This window comes from Halobaculum sp. CBA1158 (assembly GCF_021431925.1).
In the GTDB taxonomy this organism is placed as follows: domain Archaea; phylum Halobacteriota; class Halobacteria; order Halobacteriales; family Haloferacaceae; genus Halobaculum.
Genome location: NZ_CP090371.1, coordinates 2,137,757 through 2,162,688, shown reverse-complemented (window position 1 = coordinate 2,162,688; position 24,932 = coordinate 2,137,757). Strand labels below are relative to the sequence as shown.

The following is a 24,932-nucleotide window of genomic DNA, read 5'->3' as shown; positions in this document are numbered from 1 at the left end:
GAATATCTCGATAGAATATTCACCATCTCGACTGTGACAAACTGACTCACACCGAGCGGTTAGTGCTCGACGAACTCCACCAGCACCCCACCGGTGTCCCGCGGGTGAAGGAACGCGACCTCGTGGCCCCACGCCCCCGGTCGCGGCTCCTCGTCGATCAGGTCGATCCCGAGGCCCCGAGCGCGCTCGAGCGTCCCCTCGATGTCGGCGGTCGCGAACGCGAGATGGTGGATCCCCGGTCCGTGCCGGTCGAGGTAGCTCGCGATCGCCCCCTCGTCGTCGAGCGGCTCGAGCAGTTCGAGGTACGAGCCGCCCGCGTCGAGGAAGACCACGTCCATCCCGTCGAACTCCTCTTCGTGGGCGACCTCGCACTCGAGCAGGTCGGCGTACAGCGCGGCGAGGGCGGCGGCGTCGTCGGTCGCGATGCCGGCGTGATCGACGTGCATACTCGGTCGGTCGCCCGCCGGGCTGAAAACGGTTGTAGTCGTCGCGAACGGCGTCGGCGAATTCGATCGACTCGGTCGTCGAGCCCGGGGCGGCGCGTCGCAGCCGTCTGCTCCGCGGCCGTCGCCTGACGACTCGACGCCGCTCGCCTGACAGTTCACTACGTGGACACGATCGGTTTTATGACGTGGGAGTCACGCTCTGCGGACATGTCAGTCATCGCCGACCCGAGCGGGGAACAGGTGGAGGCTGCGGCCGCACGGGCGGAGTTCGAGCACGCTCAGGCGATCGGCGCGAAACTCGACATGTTGGAGCGCCGCGCGGAGTGGCTCGACGAGGAGTTCAGACTGCCGTTCACGGACGTTCGCGTCGGCGTCGCGTCGATCATCGGCTTCCTTCCGGGGGCGGGCGACAGCGGGGCGCTGGTGCTGTCGGCGACGATCATCTACCACGGGATGCGGATCGGGGCGTCGACGACGACGCTTGCGTGGATGTCGCTCATCGTGCTCATCGAGGGCATCGTGGGCGTCATTCCGGTCGTCGGTGACGCCGTGGGTCTCGTATGGACGGCCAACGTCAACAACGTCGAGCGACTGCGCGCCGACCGCGACGCCATCGACGGGTCGATGAACTGGGTCTTCTTGCTCCTCCTGCTGTCGCCGTTCATCCTGTTCGTGCTCGCGGTGGTGAGCGCCCTATGACGGCGATCGAGGCACCGGGGTACTTCGCGGTCACCGACGACCCCGACGCGCCCGTCAGCGCGGACGCCTGCACCGAGGGGCGGATCTTCCTCGACGAGGACCGACTGACCTGCGGGGCCGGCGACGCGGCGTCCCGCGAGGGCGTCGTCGCCCGCGTCGACGACCACGCGGGATCGACGGTCAGGCGCTTCCTGGGCGGCGTGCGCGACTTCCAGGAGTTCGACCGCGAGGCGGCGCTGGGGCGCGAGGCCACCGTCGAGGTGTCTCCGGAGGCCGTGGTCGCCGTCGACGCCGTCTCGTGGGACGGCGACGCCGGCGGCGACGACCGGTACGCCGTCCGGGTCGCGGCGACGACGGTCGACGGGTCGCTGCTCGTCCAGCTCGGGGAGGGGTGGCGAAACCGCGGCAGCGACCGCGAGCGCCACGAGGCGCTCGCGCGACTGATCGCGGCGCACACCGACGCCGGGGGGCAGGGGAGTCCGCCCGCCGCGACGGCGGCCGATAGCTCGCCCGCCGACCGCGAGCCGGTCGCCGCCTCCGCGGGATCGACGACCTCGGCCGGGCCGGCAGCGGGCGACGGTGTGGCCCCGGACGCGGACACGGAGACGAATCCGAATTCGAATGCGGATACGGATACGAATACGAACACGAATCCGGGCGGAAGCGTCGGCGTCGAGGAGGGAGCCGGCGAGGATACGGATCCCGCCTGGCTCGTGGACGACGAGCCGGAGGAGACGGCGCTCGTCGCCCGAAATCACACCCGCTCGCCCGTCGAGGCACGCATCGGCTGTCGAAGCGGCGGCGAGGCCCTGTTCCGCGAGGACGTCCGCCTCGAGGGCGGCGAGCACGCGGAGTGGACCGATCTCCCGGCGGAGGAGTCCTTCGAGGTCGGCGTCGTCCCCGACGGCGGCGAGAGCGCGCTCCGATCGTTCGAGGGAGCCGCCTCGGTCGACGGCGACATCGTCGTGTACCTCGCCGGCAGCGACGCGGAGATCCGCGTCTCCGAATCCGAGGCCGGTGTCGACGCGGAGACCGCCGACACCGCCGACACCGCAGATACCGCCGATACGGTGGATGCCGCGGACACCGCCGACACCGCAGGCACCGCAGACACCGCGAACGGCGCGGGCACCGCAGCGATGGACTCCGTCGTGAGCACGGACGACGGCGGCGCTGCCGTCGGCGATACCGCCGCGGGCGACGCCCCGGTGGCGGACGCCGCCGCGGCCGAGACCGGGACGGACACGTCGAATCCGTGGTCGTCCGATACAGCGACCGGCAGCGGTCCGGGTACGGCTACCGGAGCCGCCGGGACGGGGAAGGCGACGGAGACGGGGAAGGCGACGGAGACGGGGAAGGCGACGGAGACGGATACTGCGGACGCGACGACCAAGACGGACGAGAGCGCTGACACCGACGACGGCGGGAGTCGGCTCGCGTCCGTGGGAATCTGCCTGCTCGGGTTCGTCGTCTGGTTCGGCGGGGCCGCCGTACAGGCGCTGCTCGTTACCGTGTTCGACTCGGCGATCGGCCCGACGATGGAGAGCGTCCTCTGGAACGGTCGGATCGCCGCGGGCCTCGTCGGCGTCGGCATCATCATCTACGGGCTGTACACGCTGGTCAGAGGCGGATACTGACCGGGGGCGACCGGACCGAGCGGCGTCGTCGCCGTCGCGGTCGGCGGTACCGTCGTCGCCGTCGGCGTCTCCGACCTACTGCCCCGGCTTGTACTCGCCGAACTCCTCGCGCATCACGTCGCAGATCTCGCCGACCGTGGCGTACGCCTTCACGGCGTCGATGATCGGGGGCATCACGTTCGCGTCGCCGCGACAGGCGTCGCGCAGCGAGGCGAGCGCGTCCTCGACGGCCTCGTCGTCGCGGTCGTCGCGAACCGCATCGACGCGGTCGATCTGGGCCTGCTCCTCCTCCTCGGAGACGTCCTCGAGGTCGACGTGTTTCTCCTCCTCCTCGACCTCGAACTCGTTGACGCCGACGATGATCCGTTCGCCCTCCTCGATCTCGCGCTGACGCTCGAACGCGGTGTCCTGGATCTGGCGCTGGACCCACTGGCTGTCGACGGCGTCGAGCATTCCGCCGCGACGGTCGACCTCCTCGAGGATCTCGAAGGCGTCCTCCTCGATGCCGTCGGTGAGACTCTCGACGTAGTAGCTCCCGGCGAGGGGATCGATGGTGTCGGCCGCGCCCGACTCGTGCGCGAGGATCTGCTGGGTCCGGAGAGCGGTGCGGACGGACTCCTCGGTCGGCAGCGACAGCGCCTCGTCTTTCCCGTTCGTGTGGAGCGACTGGGTGCCGCCGAGGACGGCCGCCAGCGCCTGGTAGCCGACGCGGACGACGTTGTTCTCGATCTGTTGGGCCGTCAGCGTCGAGCCGGCGGTCTGGGTGTGGAACTTCAGCTGCTTCGACTTGGGGTTCTCCGCGCCGAAGCGCTCTTCCATGATCGTCGCCCACATCCGGCGGGCCGCGCGGAACTTCGCGACCTCCTCAAGGATGTTGTTGTGGGCGTTGAAGAAGAAGGACAGCTGCGGCGCGAACTCGTCCACGTCGAGGCCGGCGTCGACGGCCGCCTGCACGTACTCGATGCCGTTGCCGAGCGTGAACGCGATCTCCTGGGCCGCGGTCGAGCCGGCCTCGCGGATGTGGTACCCCGAGATGGAGATGGTGTTGAAGTTCGGCGTCTCCTCGGCGCAGAAGGCGAAGATGTCGGTGATCAGCCGCATGGACTCTTCGGGGGGGTAGATGTAGAGGTTGCGCGCGATGTACTCCTTCATGATGTCGTTCTGGATGGTGCCGCGCAACTCCTCGCGGTCGACGCCCTGTCGGTCCCCGACGGCGACGTACATCGCCAGCAGGACCGCGGCCGGCGCGTTGATCGTCATCGACGTGGAGACCTCGTCCAGCGGGATGTCGTCGAACACGCGCTCGAAGTCCTCCAGCGAGTCGATGGCGACGCCGGACTTCCCGACCTCGCCGGCGGCCATCTTGGCGTCGGAGTCGTAGCCCATCTGCGTCGGGAGATCGAACGCCATCGACAGCCCGGAGGAGCCCTGATCGATGAGGTACTGGAACCGCTCGTTCGTCTCGGCGGCGGTGCCCATCCCGGCGTACTGCCGCATGGTCCACAGCCGGCCGCGGTGCATCGTCGGGTAGACGCCGCGGGTGTACGGCTCCTCGCCGGGGAAGCCCACGTCCTCCTCGTACTCGAGGTCGGACACGTCGTCGGGCGTGTACAGCCGCTTTACCTCCTGTCCCCCGGTGTCGGTCCTGAACTCCTCCTCGCGCTCCCCGAACCGGTCGAGGGTCGGGGAGAGGGTCTCCTCCTCCCACTCCCGCTTCCCCTCGCGGATCGCTTCGAGATCGTCCGGGTCGAACATGACCGATACATCTCGCGCCCCGGGCTTAAGCGGACTGGAGGCGACCCCGACCGCGGGGCGGACGGCACCGCACCCGGCGTCGCCGCGGCGGCGACGCCGCGTCGTGTCGGGATTTATGTGGGTCCCGCCGCTGGAACTGTCCATGCAAGTCGCTCCGATGCAGGCCGCGCTCACCGCGGCGTACGTCTTTCACACGCTGTTTGCCGGCCTCTGGGTCGGCGCGGTCGTCCTCACCGCCTGGAAGGTGATCCCGCTCGCGAAAGCCGGCGACGTGAGCTCCGAACTCCTCGGCGGCGTCGTCTCGGGCGTCTCGACGATCACGCGGGTCGGCGCGCTCGTGTTCCTCGCCACCGGCGGCCACATGGCCGCGACGGTGTACGGTGCCGAAGGGCTGTTCACGCCGCCGCGCGGGCACGTCGTGCTCACGATGCTCGCGCTGTGGGTCGTGATGACCGGGCTCGTCGAGGTCGCCGGGAGCAAGGTCCGGTCGGCGCTCGAACAGAACAAGGTCCGGACCGCCGGACGCGACGCGGGAACGTTCTACACCGCCGCCGCCGTGATCGGCTTCGTCCTGCTCGTGTTGGGTGGATACTTGGTCGGTCCCTCGACGTAACCGCGCCGTCCGGTTCGCCCGATACGTTCAAGTGCCGAACACTCGACGAGCAGACCCGAGTCGACGTGATCCGGAATGACAGGATCGAAGGGCGAGGGTAACCGAGGCCGGCCTCTCGAGGACAGTCCCTCCGCGGCCGGCAACTCCCCGCCAGCAACGACACGTCGGGGAGTCGTGACGACGACCGGTGTCATCGCCGTGGGGGCGTTAGCTGCCACCCCGGCGGTCGCCAGTCAGGACGGCGGGTCGACACCGACCACGCCCGCCGAGTCGAGCACGCCGGCGTACCCCCCACAGCAGCAGTTCCTCGATCGCTCGCCCGTTCACGTCGCCGACGTGACTCACGACGGGACGACCGCGAGCATCTATCGGATCGAGAGCGAAACGGGGCTGACCGGCCTCGCCGGGATCGAACTGTACGGCCCGGACGGGAAGATCCGCGACGCCGAGTCCGTCGAGCCGTACATCCACCGTCGAGCCTGGCGCGTCGGCGTCGAAACGGAACTTTCTCCGGACATCTCCGAAGACCTCGCCGCATTTCGGGACCGGACCGCCGAGACTGCCGAGGTGTTCGTGCGGGTCGAGGCCGCGCTGGAGACCGTCCTCGACGTCCGCGAGCGACTCCGATCGCTTCGGATCGGAAGCGGAGACGCGAGCGTCGACGCGTGGCAACTCCTGACGCGAGCGTATCCCAACGTCCAGCGAGCGTACGAACTGATCGAGGCGGTGCACGAGCGAGTCGAACCGTGGACGGAGGCGGCGGAGGCGGCCATCGACGCGCTCACGTCGCTGGCGTCGTTGCTCAGTCCAGTCGGTCCGTTCTCCGAACGGCCGGACGACTACTTTTCGGAGTCGTTCTCCCGTCGGCTCCGGGAGGAGACGACGACGACCAACTCACTCGCACGCGAGACGGGAGCGATCTACGGGGAGATCATCGAGGCGAGGGATCGAACACGGGAGGCGATCGACGTGGTTGCCGGCGGGATCGAGGCGCTCATCGAGGAGGCACCCTCCGGAGTGCCCGAGGAGGACCTGGTCGAGGTCGTCGACACGGTCGAGTCCGGATTCGACGACCTCCTCGACACCCTCGTCTCGTACGCCGATCCGATCGCGTCGTTCCGTGACAGCGTCCGTGCGACGACCGATCCCCTCTCACGGGCAAGCGAACGAAGCGGCGAACGGAAGTCGACGCTCATGGCCGGATTCGAGGAGCGTCGCCACGCGACGGGGGAGATCCACGGCGTATCGACGGTCGTCATGGCCGGGATCGCGGCGTTCGTTGCCACCCTGTTCCAGCACCCACCGGCGTTCAGATAACCATGTATTCGAGACAGCCCGGGTGGAAACGGATCGCCGGCCAACTGGCGAGGGCGTACGGGCGTGTCCTCGGATTCGTCGCGATCGCCGTGGCGGCGCTCGTCGCGACGGGACTGCCGGGGACGCCCCCGGCTGCGACCGTCTCGGCCGTGTTCGACGACACGTCGCTCCTGGGGACGATCCTCGTCGTTCCGCTCGTCGTCTTCGCCATCGCGCTGTACCGGACGTATCCGCTTCCTCCCGACGACGCCGTTCCGCCGCTCCGGGTCACGGTTCAGACGTTCGTCCTGTTCGCCGTCGTCGCGGCGTTCATGGCCGTCCTGTTTCCCCTGATCGAACAGCCTGCGATCCGGTCCGGTGCCGGCGTCATGCTCGTGGCTGCGGCGGCGGCGTTCGTTGGGACGTTGCCACGCCTGTTCGCGGCCGCACCGACGCGATCGGTGATCGATGTCGTCGTCATCGGTATCGTCGCTCTCGCGATCACACAGACGTACGCGTACGGCTCCAGTCTCTTTCTCCCGGCCGTGCTGATCGGCCCTGCGATCGTGATCTGGCGGCTCGGATCGAGCGCGTTCCTGTTCGGGTTCTTCCTCCTCGGGGCGGCGATCGGCCTTGTCCCGGCGGGCGTGGCGACCCTGTTCGGCGGCGCGGGGTTCGTCTCCAACGCCGGCGTGTGGACACCGCTAACTGGACTCCTGGTCATGATATCGGACCCGTTGAACGGTCAGTCCGTCCGTCGGCACATGTTCGTGTGGCTCCTCCCGGTGTCCGTGATCGTGCTGCTGTTCGCGCCGTTCGACGCGAGCGAGTCGCTCGTGACGATCGCGGCCTTCTCCGGCGTGGTAACGCGCGGGCTCGTCCCGTTCACGGCTAGTCCGGTCGATCTCCTGTTTCAAGGTACGAGACCGGGTCACGTGAACAAGACCAACCCACGGAGGCCCTGACGAGAAACTGGATCGGCCCTCCCGAAGACATACCGTGTCGGCAACACCACCTGTCGGCATGGTGCTCCCCGAGGATGTCTCCCGATTCGTCCGCGCGTCCGGACCCGGACACATCGAGGTACAAGAACGGATGGCCGCGTTCGCCGCCGACCACGACTTCCCGAACATCGGCCCCGAATCGGGAGCCGTGCTCCGACTGCTCGCGCGACTCACCGACGCCGACACCGTCTTCGAGTTCGGATCGGGGTTCGGCTACTCCGCGTCGTGGTTCCTCCGCGGCGGCGCGGACCGCGTGATCCTCACCGAGTTCGACGCCGACGAACTCGACCAGGGCCGGGAGTTCATGACCGAAGCGGGGCTGGCGGACCGGTGCGTCTTCGAGGACGGCGACGCCATGGAGACGATCGACCGCTACGACGGGCCGTTCGACGCCGTCCTGATCGACCACCAGAAGGAGCGCTACGCCGACGCCTTTCGCGCCGTCCGCGACAAACTCTCGCCCGGCGGCGTCGTCGCCGCGGACAACGTCATGCGAGGGCCGATCGACTTCGACGCGCTGCTGGCGCACGCCGAGGGCGTCGCCGCCGGCGACGACACGGCCGAGGACGCCGAGAACCCCGGGGCCGCGCTGGCGACGGCGAACGATCAGACCCGGGGTATCGCCGACTACCTCGACACCGTTCGCGACGACGACGCGTTCGAGACGGCGGTGCTGCCCGTCGGCTCCGGGCTGGCGGTGAGCACGCGCGTCGAGTGAGTCGCGTCGAGTGAGTCACACGAGACGAGAGTTTATACCCGAAGGCGGGACCACCCGCGGTGTGTACTGACGACGACGGCGCGCCGGGACGCGGGTGTGCGACCCGACGGCGCGCGCGGTCGACCGAGGAGACCGCAGCAAGCGCCCGGCACACGCCGGACGCGACGCCGAGAGCGGGGTCGCCTGTTCGCCACTACCGGACGCGCAGTCCGACGCGCCCGAGCGACGCGAACGTCGCGGTCGCCGTCTCCCCCGGGGCGACCGACCGCGGCGCTGTCAGCGATCCGGTGGAGACGAGCGCGCCCGCCGGGAGCCCGTCGACGGCGTCCGCCAGCCACGCCAGCGCCGCAAGTGGATGGCCGAGTACGTCGGCACCGACGCCCGAGTCGACTCGCTCGCCGTCGATCCGGAGCGTCACCGACTCCTCGCCCAGCGGTAGCCCGTCGGGGTCGGTTCCGTCGCCGAGGACGAGTCCCGCGTCGAGGCAGTTGTCCGCGACCGCCAGCGGCGCGTCGAACTCCCACCCGGTTCGGCTGTCGACCAACTCGATCGCGGGGTGAACCGTCGCGACCGCGTCGCGGGCGCGGTCGCGGTCGGCGTCCGACGGGAGGTCACCGCCGAGTCGGAACGCGATCTCCGGTTCGATCCGGAGGCCGACGAACTCCTCGGAGGCGACCGAGACGGGGCCGTCGACGGCGGTCGCGTCGCGGACCGTTCCCCCGAGCAGACGGCCGTATCCCGGTTCGCCGACCGCGAGATCCGCACGAACGCGCTCGTTTGTGAACCCGATCTTGTATCCGACCGGGTTGCCGCGGTCGGCGGCGAGGCGGTCGACGAGCCGTGTCTGCACGCGGTACCCCTCGGCGAGCGTCGCCGGCGGGCCGGACCCGCCGAGCGCCGCGGGGTCGACCGCCGACGCGTTCGCGTGTGCCGCCGCGAGCGCCGCCGCCAAGTCGCCGCCGTCGCGGTCGCTCATCGCCGGCTGCCCGGCTGCGGGTCGACGTGCGACTCGGGCATGAGGTCCGCGAACGGCTGGTCGTCGAGCCACTCCAACAGGTGGACGAGCTGATCGGTGGCCGCCTCGAACAGCTCCGCGCCCGCCTCGGGCGTGGCGTCCGTTTGGTCGCCGAAGACGCCGTTTTCGGAGTTGTCAGCGGAGTCGTAGAAGGTCCGTGCTCCGTACGCCCGAGGATCGGCGTCCGCGAGGTCGACGACGCCGCCGTCTCGGGCCGACTCCAACCGGTCGGTCCGCACGAGCACCTCTGCGATGTGCATAACCATCGCCGTCTCCTTCGGGCCGCCGTGAGGGCCGTTGTGCTCGAAGAGCTCCGAGACGAGATCCGGGACGGACTCGTCCCACATCCACTCGATGGCGTACGCCGTCTCGTCGCGTCGGAGGCGACGACCCACCTCGCGGAGGTGTTGAGCGTTGCCGCCGTGGGCGTTCACGTACACGATCCGGTCGACGCCGTGGTACGCGAGGTTGCGCGAGAGGCTCTCGACGTAGTCGCGAAAGACCCCGGAGTCGACCCACATCGTGCCGTGGAACTGCCGGTGATGTTCGGAGACGGCGATCCTGACGGGGGGCGTACAGAGGAATCCGGTTCGGTCGGTCGCCTCGCGCGCGAGCGCCTCGGCGATGAGGTGGTCCGTCGCCAGCGGCAGGTGCGGGCCGTGCTGTTCGGTCGACCCGAGCGGGACGACCGCCAGCGACTCCTCGGCGACGTACTCGCCGAGTTCCGGCCAGGTCTGATGGGAGAGATACACGCCGACTCGGAGGGCCGGCGGCGTGATGAAACGCCGGGATCGCGGCGACGCGGCCCGACCGGGTCGAGACGCCGTTCGCCACGCTTTTGCTCGCCGCGAGCGACGCCTCGGGTATGTTCGGAGGCGGCGGGATGAACCCGCGCAAGATGCAGCAGATGATGAAGCAGATGGGAATCGACGTGACCGAGATCGACGCCGAGGAGGTCGTCATCCGCACGGACGACGAGGAGCTCGTGTTCGACGGCGCGCAGGTCACGCGCATGGACGCCCAGGGCCAGGAGACGTATCAGATCGTCGGGGAGCCGACGACGCGAGCGCTCGGCGAGGGCGACGACGCGGACGCGTCCGCTGGCGACGCCGGCGGGAGCGACGATGCCGCCGGCGACGACGACGGCGTCCCGGACGACGACGTGCAGTTGGTCGCGACCCGCGCCGGCGTGAGCGAGGGCGACGCGCGAGAGGCACTCGAAGCCGAGGACGGCGACCTCGCGGCGGCCATCTCCCGGCTGGAGTGAGTTCGTACCTTCTCGTTCACGTCGACTCGGACCGGGAGTACCTCCGCGCGCCCGGCGAGGAACTCCAGACGGACTTGGGGGTGCTCGACGTTCCGGAGGACGCCGCCCACGGCGACGTGCTGGAGACGCACCTCGGTGAGGAGTTCCACGTGCGTCGCCTGCGCGGGCCCGACCTGTTCAATCACTTCGAGCGCACCGGCGCGCCGATGATGCCCCGCGACATCGGACTCGTGATCGGCCACACCGGCGCGCAGGCCGGCGACCGCGTGCTCGATGCCGGCACCGGAACCGGGGTGCTCTCGGGATACCTCGGTCGCCTCGGTGCCGACGTGACCACCTACGAGATCGACCCCGAGTTCGCCGAGAACGCTCGCGAGAACATGGCGCTGGGCGGCGTGAGCGACCGCGTCGACGTCCGCGCCGGCGACCTCACCGAGCACCTCGACGACCTCGCCGAGGAGGAGTCGTTCGACCTGCTCACGCTGGACACCGCCGACGCCGCGGCGGCCGTCGAGCGCGCGCCCGACCTGTTGGTGCCGGGCGGGTACGTCGCCGTATACACGCCGTTCGTCGAGGACGCCCGCGAGACGGAACTCGCCGCCCGGGAGGTCGGACTGGGCGAGGTGGAGACGCTCGAGACGATCCAGCGCGAACTCACCGTCGACGACCGCGGCACGCGACCGAGCACCGCGGGCGTCGGGCACACGGGGTACCTCCTGTTCGCACGCGTCGTCGAGTGAAAACCAACGATCGATATCTGAAAACTAAAGTCGGGGTGTCGCGCACGTTCCTCCGTGAGTACACGATCCCCCGTGACGGCGGCCGAGCGCGCGGTCGCCGGCGACGCGCTGGTCGTCGCGCCCGGCCCGACGCTCGCGCGCGCTGTCGTCGGCCGGCTCGCCGACCGTTCCACCGGCGGTGGCGACGCCGCCAGCGACGCCGCTCGTGACGACGCGACCGACCGAGTTCGGCTGCTGTGTTCTCCCGACGATGCGGCCGAGGCGGTTACCGACTTCCTGACGGCGACGGACGCGGCCGACGCCGTCGCCGACGGCCGCCTCGCGATCAGGACCGAGACCGAACTCGACGCCAGTCTCACGATCGGAGACGACGCGGTCTGGGCGAACGTTTCGTTCCCGTCACCGAACGACGACTCCGACGGGTCGAGCGTTCCGGACCCGGCGTCCCTCACGGCCGTCGGCGACGCCGACGGCGCGACGCGCGACGCCATCGCCGCCGCCTACGACCGACGGTGGCGGGAGGCGCAGGTGTTCGAGGTCGGGACGCCAGCCCGGTCGACGCTGCTTTCGACGTTTCGCGACCGGTGGCCCGAGGCCGTCGAGACGCTCGCGGCGGTGCTCGATGCCGCCGACGCGCTCCCCCGTGACGCCGTCGTGGGTCCGGTCGCGACGTGCACGCTCGTGGCGGCGCGCCATCGTCTCCTGACGATGGAGTTGGGCGAGTGGACCGAGGAGGTCGGGTTGTCCAGCCGGACCGAGATCGCCCGGGCGAAATCCCGGCTGATCGACGCGGGCCTCGTCGACACCGAGCGCGAACCGGTCGGCGTCGGCAGACCCCGCCACCGGCTCGTGCCCGGCGACGACCGGCTCGAGTCGGCACCCCCCGCCGACCTGCTCGCGATCGGCCGCGCGGCGCTCGCGGACGCCGGCTGATCGGGACGCCGGCTGATCGAGGTACCGACTGATCGAGATACGGGCGGACCGTCGGAACGCGGACGGACCGTGGACCGGGATCGATCGGGGACACCGATAAGTCGGTCCGCGCTCTCGCTTCGAGTGAAATGAGCGCCGACGACATCGAGGGTTCTCGGACGGCGGAAACGACGACCTGGCCGGATCTGGGGATCGCCCTCTACGAACGGCTCACCGGTCGCGGCGCGGAGATCAGCTACACCTTCGACGACATGGAGGTCGACGTGCCCAGCCGCGCCGGTGAGGACGCCGATCACGCCCGCTGGCGGCTGAACGGTACGATCAGTATCACCTCAAGCGAACGCGGGGGCGAGGAGTGACGGCCGCGTGAGCGACGCCGCCGTCGAGCCGGTCACCGTCGGGGAGCTCCGCGTCGAGGCCGACCTGAACCTCTCGGTCGACGGCGCGCCCGTTCGCCTGCGAAGTGCCGACGGACGGATCGAGGTGTCCGTCGACCGGCCGGCGACGCTGCGGCGACTCGACGACGTTCGGACGGGAATCCGCGCGCTGTGGCCCGACGGGCACCGCGACCCGTTGACGACCGTGCCCGTCGGGATCCACGTCGACGGCGTCGAGGTCGCCCGGATCGACCCGGGGTCGCCGGCGGGCCCCCTCGCTCGCGTCCTGGGAGCGTCGCCCGCACGACTCGACCTCCGGGGCGTCGTTCGGGCGGCGCTGAAACGGCTCCGGTAGTCGCCGTCGGTCACCCGTCCGTCGCGCGCATCAACTCGAACAGCTCCCCTCGAAAGCGGTCGGGGTCGAGTAGCTCCCCGATCGCGGACCCGACTCCGGGGTCGGCGGGGGCGTCTCTGACGGTCGTCGGGTACGCGCCGCCGACGAGGAGGTACGCGTCGCCCGCGGGTCGGACCGCCGCCCACCCGCGGGCGCGGACGCTCACCTCGCCGAGGCGACACAGCGCGTCGTAGCTCGCCACCCGCGAGTCGTCGCCGAGGGCGTCTGCCGCTCCCGTCGTCCCCGCCTCTTCCGCCGGATCGCTTCGACGAACTCCCTCGAAGCCGCGCTCCTCGAGCGTGTCCGCGAATCCGGCCTGCGCCCGGTCGGCGACCAGCGACGTGAGCGCACGCGACGGGGGCGTCGCCGGCGAGAGCGTGAGCCGACTGGCGACGAAAAAGCGCCAGAGTCGGTCGAGGCCGGTCGCCTCGCGGACGCGCTCGCGGAGGTCGACGTCCTCGTAGACGACGGTCGCGGCCTCGACGGTGACGACCTTCGCGTCGAAGGCCGTCGTCTCGCGTCGCTCGCGCTCGCGCCAGCCGTCCGCCGCGAGGGCCTCCTTCGGCACGGTCGGGACGGTCGCGCCCATGTGGGTACCCGTGTCGGACGGCGACGAGATAACTGTGTGTGCACGGCGTCGCGCCTCGCCGTCGTGTCCTCCTCAGGGCGGGTCGCCTCGGGCGGCATCGTCCGGTCGTCGAGGCCGGGAGCCGACCCGGGCGAGTCGGTGACTTTAACCGATATCCTCCCCCATACTCGACAAATGGCTTTTGAGGACCTCCTGGAAGACCCTGTTATCCAGAAGTACCTCCACGAGCTCGTCGGCCCGACGGGGATGCCCGTCGCGGCGGCCCCGCCCGACGGCGAGGTCACCGACGAGGAGCTCGCCGAGGAGATGGGGCTGGAGCTCAACGACGTTCGCCGGGCGCTGTTCATCCTCTATGAGAACGATCTGGCCTCGTATCGCCGCGTCCGCGACGAGGACTCGGGGTGGCTCACGTACCTGTGGACGTTCCACTACGAGAACATCCCGGAGAACCTGAAAGAGGAGATGCACCGCCTGCTCGAGGGGCTGGAGAAGCGTCGCGCGTACGAGTCCGACCACCAGTTCTACCTCTGTGAGGTGGACTCCATCCGCTTCGAGTTCGAGGAGGCGATGGAGTTCGGCTTCGAGTGTCCCGAGTGCGGGTCGCCCCTGGAGTCGATGGAGAACTCCCGGCTCGTCGAGGCGATGGAGTGGCGTATCGACCAGCTCCACGACGAGCTCAACGTCGAGCGTGAGGAAGTCGAGGCGGAAGCGTAGATGGTCGTCATCGCGACCAAGTGCTACATCGGCGGCGACGCCCGCGACCGGGCGCTCGACGGCATGACCTCCCTCGTCGCCAACGCGATCGGCGATCTCGACGTGGAGTACGACGTGGGCGTGCGCAGGGACGACTTCGTGTCCGTCACCGTCTCCGGCGACGACGAGACGGTCGCGCGCAACGTCCTCCGCGAGCAGTGGGGCGAGGTGACCGACCACTTCACCGACGGCGAGACGTACGTCGGCACCCTGGAGGGGTGGGACGAGGACGGGTTCGTCCTCGACGCCGGCACCGAGATCCGGATCCCCGCCGACGGGCTCGGGCTCGGGACCGGCTCGCCCGAGCAGATCCGCGACCGCTTCGGGATCGTCCAGCACCTTCCCATGCGGTTCGTGTACGACGAGGAGGAGGGCCACGAACTCGCCGACGACGAGCGCGACCGGCTGTACGGCTGGACGCGCGGCCAGGGCCGCGTGAACGTCAACTCCGCCACCCGTGCGGAGGTGCGCGCGACGGTCAACCGCGCGGGCCACGCGAACGACATCGTCACCGTCGAACGCCTGGGTCTGCTCGAACAGAGCGTCATCTGCCGGGAGAACACCGACGCGCCCGGACTGCTCGCGTCCATCGGCGGCTATCTCCCCGCGGAACTGAAGGCGGTCATCCCACAGTAGCCCATGACGCGACGGCGACGACTCCTCGCGCTCGCGGCGGTGGTCGGGATGCTCGCGCTGTCGGGGTGTCTCGGCCTGCTCACCGGCGGCTCCGTCCCCGACCAGCGGCTCGACGCCGAGCCGCCCGACGGCGCGTACGCCTGGAACGAGAGCGTCGACGACGACCTGAACGCCCACATCACGGTCCGCGACGACGCCACGTTCTCGGCGGTGTACGCCGTCGACGGCGACGAGATCCGACTGTTCCGGCGCGACGGCCTCGGCGGGACCAATCCCCTCGGCGTTCGTGCTGTGCGGTACCGCTACCCCAACGGAACCGTGATCAACGGCACGCAACTGCGCGAGCGCGGCGACGTCGACCAGACCCGCGACGAGGTCGTCATCGAGCTCCCCGGCGAGGGCGACGTGGAGGGCGACCGGATCGCCTTCTCGGCTGACTCGACCCCCAAGCGGTTCGCGCTCCCGGCGTACGTGAACGGCTCCTACGAGCTGGTGCTCCCGCAGAACCGACGGACGTCGCTCCCGGTGTTCGGCGACATCACCCCCGCGCCGGCGAGCACGTCGATCGACGACCGGGGCCGCCAGCACATCCGCTGGGACGAGGTCGACACCGACTCGGTGATCGTCCAGTTCTACCTCCCGCAGGACGTGCAGATATTCGGCGGCGTCTTCGCCGTCTTCGTCGTGATCGCCGTTGGCGGCCTCCTCTACTACCGTCGACAGATCGACGCGCTCCGGGAGCGACGCGAGGAGATGGGACTCGACGTGGACGTCGACGACGACGACATCGGCGACGACGGCCCGCCGCCGGGTATGCGCTGAGTCGGTCACTCCGTCGACCGAATCGACCGACCGAATCGACCGACCGAATCGATTGAACCCACCGACCGACCGATCGCCGTCCCTTTTTCTCTCGTCGCGTCGTCTATCGCGACATGACCGCGGACGCCCCGGCGATGCCGGACGTACCCCCCGACGCCGACCTCCCGCCGCTCGCGCTCGACATCGACGGGACGCTGACCACGCCCGAACACGCCGTCGACCCGCGGGTGTTTCACGTTCTTCCGGCCTGGCCCGCGCCGGTCGTGCTCGCGACGGGGAAGTCGTTCCCGTACCCGGTCGCGCTGTGTCACTTCGCGGGCGTTCCCGAGCGCGTCGTCGCCGAGAACGGCGGCGTCGTCTGCGTCGACGAGACGGTCGCGATCGAGGGCGACGCCGACCGAATCGCCCGCGCGGTCGACGCCTTCCGCGAGCGCGGCGGCGACCTCGGCTGGGGAGCGGCCGACACCGTGAACCGCTGGCGGGAGACGGAAGTAGCGGCCAGTCGGACGGCCGACGAGACGCTCCTCCGGGCGGTCGCCGACGAGTTCGACCTCCGGTTCCTCGACACGGGGTACGCCTACCACCTGACCGACCCGACCGTGAGCAAGGGATCGGCGCTGGAGACGGCCGCGGCGACGCTCGGGGTCGACCCCGCGGAGTTCGTCGCCGTCGGCGACTCGATGAACGACGCCTCGACGTTCGAGGTCGCCGGCGAGAGCTACGCGCTCGCGAACGCCGACGAGACGGCGAGGTCGGCGGCCGACCGGACGGTCGAGGCGGGGTTCATGGACGGCACGATCGAGGTGCTGTCGGGGATCGTCGACCGGGCGAGCGAGACGGACTGAGCGCGGTGTCCGACCGGACAGCTACGCGTCTGCGCCGCCCCGATCGACGTCCTCGAAGGGGACGAACGAGCCGTTGATGTCCCACTCGTGAATGCAGTACACCTCGCCGACCTCGTCGTCGACCACCCAACTGCCGAGGGCGTCGTCGACGCGCTCGTGGCGGCCGCATCGCTCGCAGGTCCGCTCACTCGGGCGACGGATCCGGGCTGGCATACCCGACACTCCCGCGCGATCGGAGTTAAACCCTCAGGTGGAGTTCGGGCCCCGAGCCCGGTTCGTCCCTCGGCCCTCATCCCTCGTCCCTTTCGGGTTCCCCGCACTCCTCGGACTCCTTTACTGGTCGTCGCCGACGAGCGCGTCCAGATCCGCGGCGACGATCCGCTCCTCGCGCTCCTCGCCGCCGAAGGTGGTGGTCTGACTGCCGACCGTTTCGAACCCCAGCGAGTCGTAAAAGGAGCGTCCCACCTCGTTGTCCGCGAGGACGACCGCCGAGATCCGGTCGTGGTCGTCGCCGAACCGCGCCGCGACCGCACGCAACAGCGCCGTGCCGACGCCCTCGCCCCACGCGTCCGGCCGGACGTAGATGCGTCGGAGGACGACGTTGCCGACGCCGTCGGCGTAGCGGGCGTGGGCGAACCCGAGCGGTCGGTCGTCGCTCCCCGATGCGGTCGCGTCCGTGCGCTCGCCGTCGCCGCCCGAAACCGCGCGCTCGCCGTCGCCGCCCGCGTCCGCCTCGGCGACGAGGAAGGCCCCGTCACTCGCGATGTGTCGCCGGAGCCTCCCGGGGTCGTACCACTCGTCGACGGTGGCGTCGATGGCGTCGGCCGAGAGGACCCCGCCGTAGGCGGCGTGCCACGACTCGCGGGCGACGGCGGCGACGGCCTCGGCGTCCTCGGGATCGGCGTCGCGGACGTGCACGACCGGAGCCACGGCCGCCGGCCGCAAATGCTCCCGGGGTGTTTAGCCGCTCCGGGGTCTCGGGGGAGACGATGGGATTTCACACGTTCGACGTCGACCGGGCGGACGCGCTGGAGGACCCCGACCGATTCCGCTACTGCTCGGGCGAGGAGCTGCTCGCGGCGCTAGGCGTCCCGGAGGACGCAGCCGTCGCGGATCTGGGCTCGGGGACCGGCTTCTACACCGACGTCATCGCCCCGCACGTCGGCACCTGCTACGCCGTCGACGTGCAGGCGGAGATGCACGACCTGTACCGCGAAAAGGGACTTCCGGCCACCGTCGAGGCCGTGACCGCGGAGGTCGCGGACCTCCCGCTCGCGGCGGACGCGCTCGACGCCGCCGTCTCGACGATGACGTACCACGAGTACGCCGGCGACGACGCGCTGGCGGAGCTCGCTCGCGTCGTCCGCCCCGGCGGCCGCGTCGTCACGGTCGACTGGACCGCCGCCGGGCCCGGCGAGGCCGGGCCGCCGCGCGAGGAGCGGTTCCGCGTCGGCGACGCCGCCGCTGACTTCGAGGACGCCGGATTCGCCGTCGAGCGCGCCGAGACGCGCCGCGAGACGTTCGTGCTGGTCGCGCGCCGATAGCTCGGCGCGAGGGCGAGGCGGCGATCCTCGATACCTACCGGTGACCCTCCCAGAACCGCTCGAGTCCGAACCGCAGCATGTCCGGGCTCACGGGGCGGAACTCCTCGCGCTCGTACTCGGGGAGGTACTCCCGGACCGCGTTCCACGACTCGCGGGCGTACCGGGCGTCGACCAGACACCGGACGCCGACCTCCTCTGGGCCGCGGATCACCCGCCCGATCGCCTGGCGAGCCTTCCGAACTGCGGGAACGGTTAGCGCCGTCTCGAACCCGCTCCCGAACTCGCGGTCGTAGGCGGTCTTCACCGCCCTGGTCCGCGGCGACGACGTGTTGATGATGGGGACGCCGCAGACGACCGCGGCCGCGAGGCGGTCGCCCTCGTAGTCGACGCCCTCGGTGAGGGTGCCCCGGATGCTCGTCACCAGCACCTTCCCGTCGCCGGCGAAGAAGTCCGCCTTCAGCGACTCCGTGACGGCGTCGTCGCTCGACTCGTCGAGCAGCACCGGCTTGTCGACCCGGGGGTCGCTCTCCAGCGCGCCGGCCATCCACTCGGCCTCGCCGTAGCTCGGCATTCCCACGAGGACGTTCCCCGGGGTCGCGGCGGTGACCTCGCCGGCGGCGTCGACGTACGCGCGGCGGGTCTCGTTGTCCTCCCCCGGCTGGCCGCGGTTGGCGAAGGTGAACTTCGGCGCGTCGACCGCGAACGACGCCCGGTTCCCCTCGGGGAACCCAAGGCCGTAGGTTCGCTCTTCGACCGGGCGACCCTCCGACTCGAGGTAGTTGAGTCCCGTCACCTCCCGGAACACGTCCAGGGGGGCGAGCGTCGCCGACATGAGGACGCCCCCGCCGAAGTCTGCGAGACGCTCGCCGATGGCGTCGGCGGGCACGCAGTTGTGCAGCGCGAGCCGTGCGTTGTACGGTCTGCGCCAGGAGTCGGGCGGTTCCGTCTCGTCCCAGGTTCGGGTCAGTTCCAACTCCCGGAAGTACGTCTCGTGATCGCAGCGGTACCAGGCGTTGAGCGTCCGACCGACTCCGGGCGCGGCCCGCTGTCGGTCTGATCCGCTTTGCGCCTCGCCGTCCTCCTCTTCGGCCTCGTCGAGGATCCGGGCGACGACCGCGCCCACCTGCTCGGCGCGCGCCCACACTTTTTCGCCGTAGCCGGCGTCCCTGGCCCACTCGGTGATCTCGTCGACGCCCGGCTCCTCCGGGTCGCGAAGCGGGATCTCCTCGTCGTCGAGGTCGGTCGGGTCGTCGCGCCAGCCCCGGCGCTCGGCGTCGAGAAAGCCCTCGACGCGGCGGTCGAGTTCCTCGCGGAGGTCGCGGACGAACTCGGCGAGCAGTTTCACCTCGTCGAGGCTCACCTCGGCGTCCGCGAGTTCGCCGCGCACGAGATCCGCGTCGGTCGTCCCCTCGACGCGCCGACCGGACTCCTCGAACTGCACCGGCTGGAGCACGCGCGTCAGCTCGTTCTCGGCGTCGCGGAGGCTCGCGTCGGCGACGCCGTCGGAGACGAGGTCGCGAACGCGGGGCTCGAGCATGTGCGCCTCGTCGCAGACGACGAAGGTGGCGTCGTCGACGAGCGCGCCCGTGAAGCCGCCGACGGTCGTCGGGTCGAACGCGTGGTAGTAGTTCCCGATCACGACCTCGACCTCCGGAAGGAGCGCGCCCATCACCGAGTGCGGGCAGGTGCCGTGTCCCGCGGACAGCCCCACGAGCTCCTCGGCGTCGATCAGGCCGCGGTCGGCGAAGTCGAACGGGATCGCCTCCGCCGGGTCGCCGTCCTCGGGCAGGTCGTCGAGGTACTGCGCGTAGAACGGGCAGTACTCGACACCCTCCCGAGTGGCGCTTCCTCCATGCTCCGGCATCTCCGGCAAATAGGGGGTCGGCTCGTCCGCCGTTTCGAGATAGTTCGCCCCGTCCTCGCCGGTGTCCGCGAGGCCGGTCTGTGCCCGTCGAGCCTGCTCGGCGAGCGCGCCGGCGGTCGTCTCCCCGCCGTCGCCGACGAGGTCGCGGGTGCGCTCGCGAAGCCCCTCACAGCGGTCGTACACGTTCGTCGTGTCGACGCCGCCACGGTTCTCGCGGGCGTACGGGCAGACGTCGGCCTTGCCCACGACCGTCAGCCCGGAGACGGGCCGCCAGTCGTCGGGCAGTCCGTCGTTGATCGTCCGGAGGTCGGCCTCGAACTGGCGCAGTTGCTGTTTGACGCTCGTGAGCACGAGCACGCGCTCGAAGTCGCTGTCGGGGTCGCGAACCAGGTCGATGCCGGCCGTCAGCGCCAGCATCGTCTTCCCGGTGCCACAGGCACCTTCGAGTGCGAAATAGCCGTCGTCGCTGGCGACGGCGCGGGCGGCCTCGACGCCGTCGGCCTGTTCGGGATACGGCTCGTCGTGCCCGAACACGTCGCGCCACGCGTCCTCCGTCGCCTCGGTCACGGTGTAGTCGGCGGTTGCCACGGGTTTCAGTCCGTCGATGGTCCCGTTCCCGTACTTGAACCTCCGGTAGGCTCGCCGCGATCGGAGTCGTCCACGCCGGTCACACGAGGCTCTCGCCGAGCACGATCACCGAGAGGTTGTTGGCGAACACGGCGAGGCCGACGGCGACGAGCGCGCCCAGCCAGGCCTCGATGACGAGCGCGTAGTACGGCCGGACCCGCGCGGGCGTCAGCCGGTACGTCTCCATGAGCCCGCGAAACACGAGCGCCGCGAGCACGACCGCCCCGAGGTTCACGGCGACGAGGACCGACAGCGGTCGCCCGAGCGCCCACCGGATCAGGGGGTTCGCCTCCGCGGCCGATCCGACCGCGGCAGCGGCGTACATCGTCGTCAGGAGGTCGACCGTCACGAGCAGGAAGAGGGCGGCCGTCGCCCAGCCCCAGTACTCCTCGACGCGCTCGGCGACGCTCCCCTCCCGACCTATCGGCACGGGCGAACCACCGGGCGACGGCGACGTAACCGTTTCGACGGGCGGGTCGCCGGCCGGTACGACGCCGGATACGGCGGGGCGACCCTCGGACTACGGCCCGGCGACATCGACGGTCTCGTTCCGCGAGCCGTTCGCCGACCGGCCGCGCTCGGCGGCGGCGACGGCCGCCGCCGGGTCGACGCGCCCGTCGTTCGCCGTCGTGCGGAGCAGTCGCTCGACCGCTCCGGGAGCGAGATCGTCGTCGGCCTCGGCGGCCATCCGGGCGGCGACGCCCGCGACCGCGGGCGCGGCCGCGGAGGTGCCTTCCAGTCGCCGGCCGTCGTCCAGGCGCACCGTTCCGGGACCGCGAACGTCGGTGTCCGCCGGAGAGTAGTCGGCGACCCCGCCGTCGGCGGCGACCGCGCCCACCGAGATGACGCCCTCGGGCGTCGACGCCAGCGGACCGCTGGCGTTCTCGGCGGCGTGTGTGAGGCGGTGTCGGGCGGCGAACAGGTCGACCGGGCCGGCGTCGGCGTCGCGGGCGTACACCCCGACGTAGTAGTTACCCCGAGGGACGACCGCGTCGATCGCCTCCGCCCGGCCGGACTCGCGGGTCGACTTCGCGACGACCGGGTCGTCTTCGCCCGGGGTGTCGCGGTAGAGATAGAGGTCGTAGTTCGCGTCGCCGGCCCAGTAGAGTCGCAGGGTGACGCGCCCCGACACCGGTCCGTCGCCGAGGCGGTTCCCCTGGGTTCCGTCGTCGTCGAACGCCAGCCAGCCCGGTTCGTCGGCGTCGCCGCGCCAGTGTCGATTCGCCGTGTTGCCGCCGGAGGTGACCACGACGCTGCCGGCGTCGGCCGCGCGCTCGACCGCGTCGCCGATGCGGTCGCGGCCGGCGGCGGTTTGCGGGTAGTAGCTCCCGGCGTCGACGATCACGTCGGCGTCATTGGCGACGAGCCACTCGACGGCCCGCTCGTACTCCGCGGGCGTCGGCCGGTAGCCGACGGTCGCGAGGTACAACGCGGCGTCGTCCGCGCGGTCGGCGACGACGCTCGCGACCGCCGTGTCGTGGCCGTCGGCCGTGAGGCCGAACCTGACGTCTCCGGCGTCGTATCGGCCGGCGACTCGCCCGTCGATCGCCGAGCGATCGCCGCCGAATCCGCTCCCGATCACGCCGACCCGGATCGGATCGCCGTCTCCTTCCTCGGCGTCGTCGGCGACGGCTTCGATCCCGTCGACGCCGTCCGCGTCGGCGATCCCGCCCGTCGGCGGGGGGACGATCCCGTCGTCACCCAGCGGGGCGGGCGCGACCGCGCCGCTCGCCAGCCCGGTGTCGCCGCCGACGGCCGCCACGCTCGCGCCGGCGAGACCGACGCCCGCGGCCGCGACGATCACGGCGAGCGCGAGGACGGCGGGCGACCGGGACACGGTCTCACCGCCCGCGGAGTCGGTCGGCCGCGAGCACGGTCACGAGGACGAGCACGCCGCCCGCGAGGAACGCCGCGCCCGGCGAGAGCGTGCCCAGCGCCGCGCCGCCGGTGGTCGACACAGCGTCGCCGACCCGCGGAGCGGTCGCCGGCCCCGAGGTGGTCGCCACGCCCGCGCCGAACAGCGACTGGACGAGCAGGCTCGCGCCCGCAAGCACAGCGGCCGCGCCGAGCAGCCCCCGCAGGGAGTCGAGCAGCGAGGAGCGCTCGCCGTCGTCGCCGAGCGCGACTACGACGGGGTCGTCGGCCGGACCGTACACCGTCATTTCGCGACCCTTCACGGAGTAGCGGGTGTCCGTGGCCGCGACCAGTTCGGCGTCCTCCAGCTTCGAGACGTGGTGGCGGACGTTCTGGACGGACGTGTCGGCGCAGTCGGCGAGTTCGGATGCGGTTCGCGGCTCCTCGTGGACCGCCGAGAGGATCGCCCGCGCCGTCTCCGGACCGAGCGCGCCGATCACGTCGCCGGCGTCCTCGTCGTCGAGCCAGCAGACGCGGACGCCCGTGTCGCCGTCGGCCGATCGGTCGGCGTCGCCCGGGCGATCGGTCGCGTCGGCCGCGTCCGTCCGCTCGGCTCCGTCGGCCGACTCGGCGTCGACTGCGTCGGCGTGTCGCGCGGCGTCCACGGCTCCCGCCGCGGTCCCGCCGTCGGCCGCCGGCGACCCGTCGGCGTCGCCGTCGTCGTCCGCGCCCGACGGGAGCGTGCCTGACATGTCCGTGCAATATTAGACAGACGACCAAAACGTTTCGGTCGGTATTCCCGTCGGATCGACGGAAGAAACGCCGTCTCGTCGACAGACTGCCGCCTCGCGGTCGCGGCGGCGACGGACTGACGGCCACGGGGGCGGGACTCCGACGGGTCTTCCGACCCGGCTACCCGTCGGCTCCGGCCGCTGTCGCGTCGGCGTGTGCCCCGTTCTCCCGCGGCGACAGCGACCGCTCCAGCGCGAGCAGCGCGACCGCGACGAGAGCGCAGACGGCCACCAGCGTCGGCCACAACAGCTCCGAGTAGCCGTAATCGAAGAACAGCCCGCCGGCGAAGGAACCGAGCCCGATCCCCAGTCGCTTCGCGACCTCGAGCATCGATAGCTGGGTGCCGCGCTCGGCCGTCGTGCCGAGATCCGACATCAGCGCCGAGGCGATCGGCGAGTGGAGCACCTCGCCGACCGTCCGGAGGAACAGGTGTCCGCCGACCATCGCGACCCCGAGGAGCACGGTCGGCGCGGCCAGCCCGGCCGTCTCGGACACCGACGCGAGGTCCGCCGCCCACGCCGCGAGCATCGACAGCCCCCACAGGCACGCCGAGGCAACGAGTCCGCGGGTGCGCCGCCAGCCGCCCACGGCGTCCACCAGCGGGATCTGGAGGGCGACGATCGTCACGGGGTTGACGACGTACAGCGTGCCCAGTTGGGCGGCCGTGAGCCCGAGTCCCTCCTTGGCGACGACGGGGACGGTCGTCTGCATCTGTGCGTACATCACCGCGAAGCCGACGTTGACGCCGGCCAGCGCGATCACCCGCGGACGGGTCGCGGCCGCCCACCACGCCGCGAGCGCACCCGGTTCGGCGTCGTGACCTCCGCGGTCGCGGTCTGCGTCACGGTCCCGATCCGCGTCGCGGTCGCGGTCCGCGTCGCTGTCGCGGTCTGCGTCGCGGTCGCGGTCCGCGTCGCTGTCGGCGTCGTCGCCGCCGGCGTCGACCCGCGGGACGAACAGCAGGATCACGAGCGCGACGACCGCGGAGGTGGCCCCGTCGGCGACGAAGACGGCGACCGAGGCAAGCGAGTAGAGGACCCCGCCGACGACGAACCCCGCGCCGAAGCCGACGTTGTTCGCCACCTTCAGGAGGGCGTACCCCCGGTCGCGATCCTCGGAGTCGGTGAGGTCGGCGGTCATCGCGTGGCTCGCGGGGGTGTACAGCCCGCGGACGAGCCCCGAGACGACGCAGACGCCGACGAACGCGACGCCCAGCGCCGAGACGCCCGTGACGGCGACCAGTCCCGGCGGCACCGCCGTCGCCAGCGCGGGGACGAACGCGAACGCCGCCAGCGCGACCGCCGTCATCGCCATCGAGGCCACCATCACCGGCTTGCGCCCGACGGCGTCCGCGAGGAAGCCGCCGACGGCGGTGCCGCCGGCGGTCGCGACGCTCTTCGATCCGAGGCCGAGGCCGACGACCGACAGCGCGATGCCCACCTCCAGGTGGAAGTGGACGGTCGCGAACGGATAGACGAGCCCGCCGCCGAAGACATTGATCAACTGGCCGACGGCGACGACGTAGACTGCGCGGTCGAACCCCCGAACCGCGTCCAGGGACGGTCGCTTCACGCCGGCGCGTTCGGCGACGGGGTACCTCAAGCGTCCGGTTCCGGCCGGAAGGGACGCGGTCGGCGTCCCGGTCGTAGCGGGTGTCCCGATCGCAGCCGATGTCACGATCGTACCCGGTTTCCCCTCGGGCCATCTCGATG

Annotated in this window: 28 protein-coding genes; 16 read left to right on the top strand and 12 right to left on the bottom strand. The window is 71.0% G+C overall.

Annotation, left to right across the window (positions count from 1 at the left end; genetic code table 11):
• Positions 1–59: 59 nt before the first annotated feature.
• Entirely contained in the window at positions 60–446 is a 387-nt protein-coding gene (gene mce / locus Hbl1158_RS11410; protein ID WP_234297377.1) for a methylmalonyl-CoA epimerase, read from the bottom strand.
• A 207-nt stretch (positions 447–653) separates the two neighbouring features.
• Between mce and Hbl1158_RS11405 the strand changes: the two genes are divergently transcribed.
• Together Hbl1158_RS11405 and Hbl1158_RS11400 are read left to right on the top strand one after the other, a co-directional pair.
• Entirely contained in the window at positions 654–1,145 is a 492-nt protein-coding gene (locus Hbl1158_RS11405; protein ID WP_234297376.1) for a DUF4112 domain-containing protein, read from the top strand.
• On the top strand, positions 1,142–2,782 hold the full coding sequence (locus Hbl1158_RS11400; protein ID WP_234297375.1) for a hypothetical protein: 1,641 nt from the start codon (positions 1,142–1,144) through the stop codon (positions 2,780–2,782). The genes Hbl1158_RS11405 and Hbl1158_RS11400 overlap by 4 nt, the downstream gene beginning before the upstream one ends.
• Before the next feature lie 75 nt (positions 2,783–2,857).
• On the opposite strand, the gene Hbl1158_RS11395 is transcribed toward Hbl1158_RS11400, so the two are convergent.
• Positions 2,858–4,537, bottom strand: a complete 1,680-nt coding sequence (locus Hbl1158_RS11395; protein WP_234297374.1) for a methylmalonyl-CoA mutase family protein — start codon at positions 4,535–4,537, stop codon at positions 2,858–2,860.
• 142 nt (positions 4,538–4,679) lie between these two features.
• On the opposite strand from Hbl1158_RS11395, the gene Hbl1158_RS11390 reads away from it, so the two are divergent.
• From Hbl1158_RS11390 to Hbl1158_RS11375, 4 genes are all read left to right on the top strand, one after another.
• Entirely contained in the window at positions 4,680–5,150 is a 471-nt protein-coding gene (locus Hbl1158_RS11390; RefSeq protein ID WP_234297373.1) for a CopD family protein, read from the top strand.
• A 174-nt stretch (positions 5,151–5,324) separates the two neighbouring features.
• Entirely contained in the window at positions 5,325–6,467 is a 1,143-nt protein-coding gene (locus Hbl1158_RS11385) for a hypothetical protein (protein WP_234297372.1), read from the top strand.
• Positions 6,468–6,469: 2 nt separating this feature from the next.
• Positions 6,470–7,411: a hypothetical protein gene (locus tag Hbl1158_RS11380; RefSeq protein ID WP_234297371.1), complete on the top strand. Its 942-nt coding sequence runs from the start codon at positions 6,470–6,472 to the stop codon at positions 7,409–7,411.
• Positions 7,412–7,469: 58 nt separating this feature from the next.
• Positions 7,470–8,168: an O-methyltransferase gene (locus Hbl1158_RS11375; protein ID WP_234297370.1), complete on the top strand. Its 699-nt coding sequence runs from the start codon at positions 7,470–7,472 to the stop codon at positions 8,166–8,168.
• 193 nt (positions 8,169–8,361) lie between these two features.
• Here Hbl1158_RS11375 and Hbl1158_RS11370 read toward each other — a convergent pair whose 3' ends face one another.
• Both Hbl1158_RS11370 and Hbl1158_RS11365 read right to left on the bottom strand, forming a co-directional pair.
• Positions 8,362–9,144, bottom strand: coding sequence for a fumarylacetoacetate hydrolase family protein (locus tag Hbl1158_RS11370; RefSeq protein WP_234297369.1), 783 nt, complete (start codon positions 9,142–9,144; stop codon positions 8,362–8,364).
• Complete coding sequence (locus Hbl1158_RS11365) at positions 9,141–9,935, bottom strand: creatininase family protein (RefSeq protein WP_234297368.1); 795 nt, start codon at positions 9,933–9,935, stop codon at positions 9,141–9,143. The genes Hbl1158_RS11370 and Hbl1158_RS11365 overlap by 4 nt, the downstream gene beginning before the upstream one ends.
• A 113-nt stretch (positions 9,936–10,048) precedes the next feature.
• Here Hbl1158_RS11365 and Hbl1158_RS11360 point away from each other — a divergent pair, with 113 nt between their 5' ends.
• From Hbl1158_RS11360 to Hbl1158_RS11340, 5 genes are all read left to right on the top strand, one after another.
• Positions 10,049–10,450, top strand: a complete 402-nt coding sequence (locus tag Hbl1158_RS11360) for a nascent polypeptide-associated complex protein (RefSeq protein WP_234297367.1) — start codon at positions 10,049–10,051, stop codon at positions 10,448–10,450.
• Entirely contained in the window at positions 10,447–11,190 is a 744-nt protein-coding gene (locus Hbl1158_RS11355) for a methyltransferase domain-containing protein (protein WP_234297366.1), read from the top strand. The genes Hbl1158_RS11360 and Hbl1158_RS11355 overlap by 4 nt, the downstream gene beginning before the upstream one ends.
• A 54-nt stretch (positions 11,191–11,244) precedes the next feature.
• A complete protein-coding gene (locus Hbl1158_RS11350) occupies positions 11,245–12,123 on the top strand; it encodes a DUF5821 family protein (RefSeq protein WP_234297365.1) in 879 nt (292 codons plus the stop codon).
• A gap of 128 nt (positions 12,124–12,251) precedes the next feature.
• On the top strand, positions 12,252–12,482 hold the full coding sequence (locus Hbl1158_RS11345) for a hypothetical protein (RefSeq protein ID WP_234297364.1): 231 nt from the start codon (positions 12,252–12,254) through the stop codon (positions 12,480–12,482).
• Positions 12,483–12,489: 7 nt separating this feature from the next.
• Positions 12,490–12,855 carry a hypothetical protein gene (locus tag Hbl1158_RS11340; RefSeq protein WP_234297363.1) on the top strand — a complete coding sequence of 122 codons (366 nt, stop codon included), beginning with the start codon at positions 12,490–12,492 and terminating at the stop codon, positions 12,853–12,855.
• 10 nt (positions 12,856–12,865) lie between these two features.
• Here Hbl1158_RS11340 and Hbl1158_RS11335 read toward each other — a convergent pair whose 3' ends face one another.
• Positions 12,866–13,483, bottom strand: a complete 618-nt coding sequence (locus Hbl1158_RS11335; protein ID WP_234297362.1) for a hypothetical protein — start codon at positions 13,481–13,483, stop codon at positions 12,866–12,868.
• Positions 13,484–13,657: 174 nt separating this feature from the next.
• Here Hbl1158_RS11335 and Hbl1158_RS11330 point away from each other — a divergent pair, with 174 nt between their 5' ends.
• The 4 genes from Hbl1158_RS11330 (at position 13,658) to Hbl1158_RS11315 (ending at position 16,539) form a co-directional block, all read left to right on the top strand.
• Positions 13,658–14,197: a transcription factor gene (locus tag Hbl1158_RS11330; protein ID WP_234297361.1), complete on the top strand. Its 540-nt coding sequence runs from the start codon at positions 13,658–13,660 to the stop codon at positions 14,195–14,197.
• Complete coding sequence (locus Hbl1158_RS11325) at positions 14,198–14,872, top strand: DUF2110 family protein (protein WP_234297360.1); 675 nt, start codon at positions 14,198–14,200, stop codon at positions 14,870–14,872.
• Positions 14,873–14,875: 3 nt separating this feature from the next.
• The gene (locus tag Hbl1158_RS11320; RefSeq protein WP_234297359.1) at positions 14,876–15,694 is read left to right on the top strand and encodes a DUF5803 family protein; all 819 of its coding nucleotides are present in this window, start codon (positions 14,876–14,878) and stop codon (positions 15,692–15,694) included.
• Between the two features lie 113 nt (positions 15,695–15,807).
• Positions 15,808–16,539, top strand: a complete 732-nt coding sequence (locus tag Hbl1158_RS11315) for an HAD hydrolase family protein (protein WP_234297358.1) — start codon at positions 15,808–15,810, stop codon at positions 16,537–16,539.
• A 21-nt stretch (positions 16,540–16,560) separates the two neighbouring features.
• Here the strand turns inward: Hbl1158_RS11315 and Hbl1158_RS11310 are convergent, their stop codons facing one another.
• A complete protein-coding gene (locus tag Hbl1158_RS11310) occupies positions 16,561–16,752 on the bottom strand; it encodes an HEWD family protein (RefSeq protein ID WP_234297357.1) in 192 nt (63 codons plus the stop codon).
• Between the two features lie 120 nt (positions 16,753–16,872).
• Positions 16,873–17,469, bottom strand: a complete 597-nt coding sequence (locus Hbl1158_RS11305; protein ID WP_234297356.1) for a GNAT family N-acetyltransferase — start codon at positions 17,467–17,469, stop codon at positions 16,873–16,875.
• Positions 17,470–17,528: 59 nt separating this feature from the next.
• Between Hbl1158_RS11305 and Hbl1158_RS11300 the strand changes: the two genes are divergently transcribed.
• A complete protein-coding gene (locus Hbl1158_RS11300) occupies positions 17,529–18,083 on the top strand; it encodes a class I SAM-dependent methyltransferase (protein ID WP_234297355.1) in 555 nt (184 codons plus the stop codon).
• Positions 18,084–18,117: 34 nt separating this feature from the next.
• On the opposite strand, the gene Hbl1158_RS11295 is transcribed toward Hbl1158_RS11300, so the two are convergent.
• From Hbl1158_RS11295 to Hbl1158_RS11275, 5 genes are all read right to left on the bottom strand, one after another.
• A complete protein-coding gene (locus Hbl1158_RS11295; protein ID WP_234297354.1) occupies positions 18,118–20,535 on the bottom strand; it encodes an ATP-dependent DNA helicase in 2,418 nt (805 codons plus the stop codon).
• Between the two features lie 79 nt (positions 20,536–20,614).
• A complete protein-coding gene (locus tag Hbl1158_RS11290; RefSeq protein ID WP_234297353.1) occupies positions 20,615–21,004 on the bottom strand; it encodes a hypothetical protein in 390 nt (129 codons plus the stop codon).
• Positions 21,005–21,094: 90 nt separating this feature from the next.
• Positions 21,095–22,411, bottom strand: a complete 1,317-nt coding sequence (locus Hbl1158_RS11285) for a S8 family serine peptidase (RefSeq protein ID WP_234297352.1) — start codon at positions 22,409–22,411, stop codon at positions 21,095–21,097.
• A 4-nt stretch (positions 22,412–22,415) separates the two neighbouring features.
• Positions 22,416–23,180 (bottom strand): winged helix-turn-helix domain-containing protein, encoded by a 765-nt coding sequence (locus Hbl1158_RS11280; RefSeq protein ID WP_234297351.1) that lies wholly within the window; start codon positions 23,178–23,180, stop codon positions 22,416–22,418.
• 160 nt (positions 23,181–23,340) lie between these two features.
• A complete protein-coding gene (locus tag Hbl1158_RS11275) occupies positions 23,341–24,792 on the bottom strand; it encodes an MFS transporter (protein ID WP_234297350.1) in 1,452 nt (483 codons plus the stop codon).
• Positions 24,793–24,932: the final 140 nt, after the last annotated feature.

Bases quoted from the DNA above. Each gene is read 5' to 3' on its own strand.
- mce (WP_234297377.1), bottom strand. From the start codon at position 446: ATGCACGTCGATCACGCCGGCATCGCGACCGACGACGCCGCCGCCCTC.
- Hbl1158_RS11405 (WP_234297376.1), top strand. From the start codon at position 654: ATGTCAGTCATCGCCGACCCGAGCGGGGAACAGGTGGAGGCTGCGGCC.
- Hbl1158_RS11400 (WP_234297375.1), top strand. From the start codon at position 1,142: ATGACGGCGATCGAGGCACCGGGGTACTTCGCGGTCACCGACGACCCC.
- Hbl1158_RS11395 (WP_234297374.1), bottom strand. From the start codon at position 4,537: ATGTTCGACCCGGACGATCTCGAAGCGATCCGCGAGGGGAAGCGGGAG.
- Hbl1158_RS11390 (WP_234297373.1), top strand. From the start codon at position 4,680: ATGCAAGTCGCTCCGATGCAGGCCGCGCTCACCGCGGCGTACGTCTTT.
- Hbl1158_RS11380 (WP_234297371.1), top strand. From the start codon at position 6,470: ATGTATTCGAGACAGCCCGGGTGGAAACGGATCGCCGGCCAACTGGCG.
- Hbl1158_RS11375 (WP_234297370.1), top strand. From the start codon at position 7,470: ATGGTGCTCCCCGAGGATGTCTCCCGATTCGTCCGCGCGTCCGGACCC.
- Hbl1158_RS11370 (WP_234297369.1), bottom strand. From the start codon at position 9,144: ATGAGCGACCGCGACGGCGGCGACTTGGCGGCGGCGCTCGCGGCGGCA.
- Hbl1158_RS11360 (WP_234297367.1), top strand. From the start codon at position 10,049: ATGTTCGGAGGCGGCGGGATGAACCCGCGCAAGATGCAGCAGATGATG.
- Hbl1158_RS11345 (WP_234297364.1), top strand. From the start codon at position 12,252: ATGAGCGCCGACGACATCGAGGGTTCTCGGACGGCGGAAACGACGACC.
- Hbl1158_RS11335 (WP_234297362.1), bottom strand. From the start codon at position 13,483: ATGGGCGCGACCGTCCCGACCGTGCCGAAGGAGGCCCTCGCGGCGGAC.
- Hbl1158_RS11330 (WP_234297361.1), top strand. From the start codon at position 13,658: ATGGCTTTTGAGGACCTCCTGGAAGACCCTGTTATCCAGAAGTACCTC.
- Hbl1158_RS11325 (WP_234297360.1), top strand. From the start codon at position 14,198: ATGGTCGTCATCGCGACCAAGTGCTACATCGGCGGCGACGCCCGCGAC.
- Hbl1158_RS11320 (WP_234297359.1), top strand. From the start codon at position 14,876: ATGACGCGACGGCGACGACTCCTCGCGCTCGCGGCGGTGGTCGGGATG.
- Hbl1158_RS11315 (WP_234297358.1), top strand. From the start codon at position 15,808: ATGACCGCGGACGCCCCGGCGATGCCGGACGTACCCCCCGACGCCGAC.
- Hbl1158_RS11310 (WP_234297357.1), bottom strand. From the start codon at position 16,752: ATGCCAGCCCGGATCCGTCGCCCGAGTGAGCGGACCTGCGAGCGATGC.
- Hbl1158_RS11300 (WP_234297355.1), top strand. From the start codon at position 17,529: ATGGGATTTCACACGTTCGACGTCGACCGGGCGGACGCGCTGGAGGAC.
- Hbl1158_RS11280 (WP_234297351.1), bottom strand. From the start codon at position 23,180: ATGTCAGGCACGCTCCCGTCGGGCGCGGACGACGACGGCGACGCCGAC.